Below are 2,007 nucleotides of genomic sequence, written 5' to 3'. Positions count from 1 at the left end.
GCAATCATTTGAGGCTTTTTTAAGATATAATAATTGGTGCAAGTAGAGCAACCCTTAAAACCATGAAAAAGCCATCTGAAGCTATAAATATCGTAAATTTAGATCATTTGGGAATAGTAGCGGGGATAATAGATGAAATGGAATTGGTAGAAGAAGTCAACAAAAAAGTGGGAATAAGAATTAAAGAAACTCTCAGTCCCGGACAAGTAATGAAAGCAATGATTTTGAACGGATTGGGATTTTTGAGCGCCCCAATCTACCTATTTGACACATTTTTTGTGGGAAAAGCAACAGAACATCTAATTGGCAAAGGAGTAACACCCGAACACTTAAATGATGACAGAATTGGGAGAGCATTAGACAAATATCATCAAGCTGGAACGACAAAGTTATTCACGGCAATTGCCATAAAAGCGGCTCTAAAATTTCAAGTATCAATGAAAAGCGTTCACCTAGATAGTAGTTCAATATCAGTAGAAGGAGCCTACAAAAACTGTCAGGGAAAGAGCCAGGAAGTTGAGACAGAATCTGAGGATACAGAATCTTCCATGAAAACCATAAAAATCGTTCACGGTTATTCAAGAGATAAAAGACCAGACCTCAAACAATTTATGATTGAAACGATCGTAACTGGAGATGGAGACGTGCCATTGTATCTCAAAATAGATGACGGAAACGCCGATGATAAAAGTGTCTTTGTTGCGAGATTGAAAGAATTTAAAAATCAATGGACATTTGACGGAATTTGTGTAGCAGACAGTGCCTTATACACAGCAGAAAATTTGTCAGCAATGGCAGGAATGAAATGGATAACTAGAGTGCCATTAAGCATAAAATCAGCTCAAAATAAAATCTGCAACATAGAAGATAGTGAGTGGGAAGATTCTCAAATAAAAGGCTATAAAATAGCAACTAGAACCAGTGAGTATGGCAACATCAAGCAAAGATGGCTAGTAATAGAAAGTGAAATCAGAAAGCAAGCAGATCTTAAAAAAATAGTCAAGGGAGTAGAGAAACAGTTAGAATCAGCAAAAGCCACACTGCGTAAGCTATCCACACAAGATTTTGCTTGTATTGCCGATGCAGAAGTTGCAATAAAAAAGTTATCAAACTCATGGAAATATCACCAAATAACAGAAATCAAATCCCAAGAAAAGCCAGTTAAAACAACAAAAAAAAAGCTCGAAGAATCGAGCGAGACACAGACAATAGTCTATCAAGTTACGGGTAAAATAGAACCCCGAAATTCAGCAATCGAAGCGGAAAAAGTCAAAGCTGGGAGATTTATATTAGCCACAAATATCTTAGATATTAAAGCAGTGAGTAATTCAGAGGTATTATCGGAATACAAAGCGCAGCAAAGTAATGAGAGAGGATTTAGATTTGTCAAAGATCCTTTATTTTTTACTTCTAGTGTATTCGTGAAAAAGCCGGAGCGAGTTGAAGCAATCGGAATGATAATGGGACTGTGTTTGTTAGTATATAACCTGGCGCAAAGAAAATTGAGACAACAATTATCAGCTACCAACGAGCGAGTTAAAAATCAGGTAAAGAAATTGACCGATAAGCCCACAATTCGCTGGATATTTCAGATGTTTCAGGCGGTACATTTAGTGACTATAAATGGAGCGAAGCAGGTCAGTAATTTAACCGAAGAGCGTCAAGATATCTTGCGGCATTTAGGAGAGTATTGCTGTCAATACTATTTAATATTTTCAAGTGAATAACGATTGAGATCGAGGTGTAGATATTTGTGAATAATTTTCATTAATTAGTCAAGATAATTTGCTCTTGGCATAAATTGCCTTGCTTAAAAAAAATGATTGACCACGATAAAAAGCAATGTGAATATGTGAGAAAAAGTCAAGTATTTCAACTTACTTAATTTAGCTGAATTTAACAAGCTTCTGTAACGCTAACACTGCATAATTTCAGCCCAAAAGCGTTCGGATTCCAAGTTTTCACAACTGATAAAAAAATCCGACCCACATCTGCGGAATGTGGGTT

The 2,007-nt window shown here is 36.3% G+C and carries 1 protein-coding gene; it reads left to right on the top strand.

Annotated features, from left to right (window positions below):
• Window positions 1-62 precede the first annotated feature (62 nt).
• Window positions 63-1,727, top strand: a complete 1,665-nt coding sequence (locus tag QUA43_RS30620; RefSeq protein WP_333379522.1) for an IS1634 family transposase — start codon at window positions 63-65, stop codon at window positions 1,725-1,727.
• Window positions 1,728-2,007 lie beyond the last annotated feature (280 nt).

It is taken from the genome of Microcoleus sp. N9_B4 (assembly GCF_036701635.1).
GTDB lineage: Bacteria > Cyanobacteriota > Cyanobacteriia > Cyanobacteriales > Microcoleaceae > Microcoleus.
Note: the sequence above shows the minus strand (reverse complement) of the source record. Positions and strands in the feature narration are given on the sequence as shown.

What these genes read in the sequence shown, in the direction of transcription:
- QUA43_RS30620 (WP_333379522.1), top strand. Translation starts at nt 63, where the DNA reads ATGAAAAAGCCATCTGAAGCTATAAATATCGTAAATTTAGATCATTTG.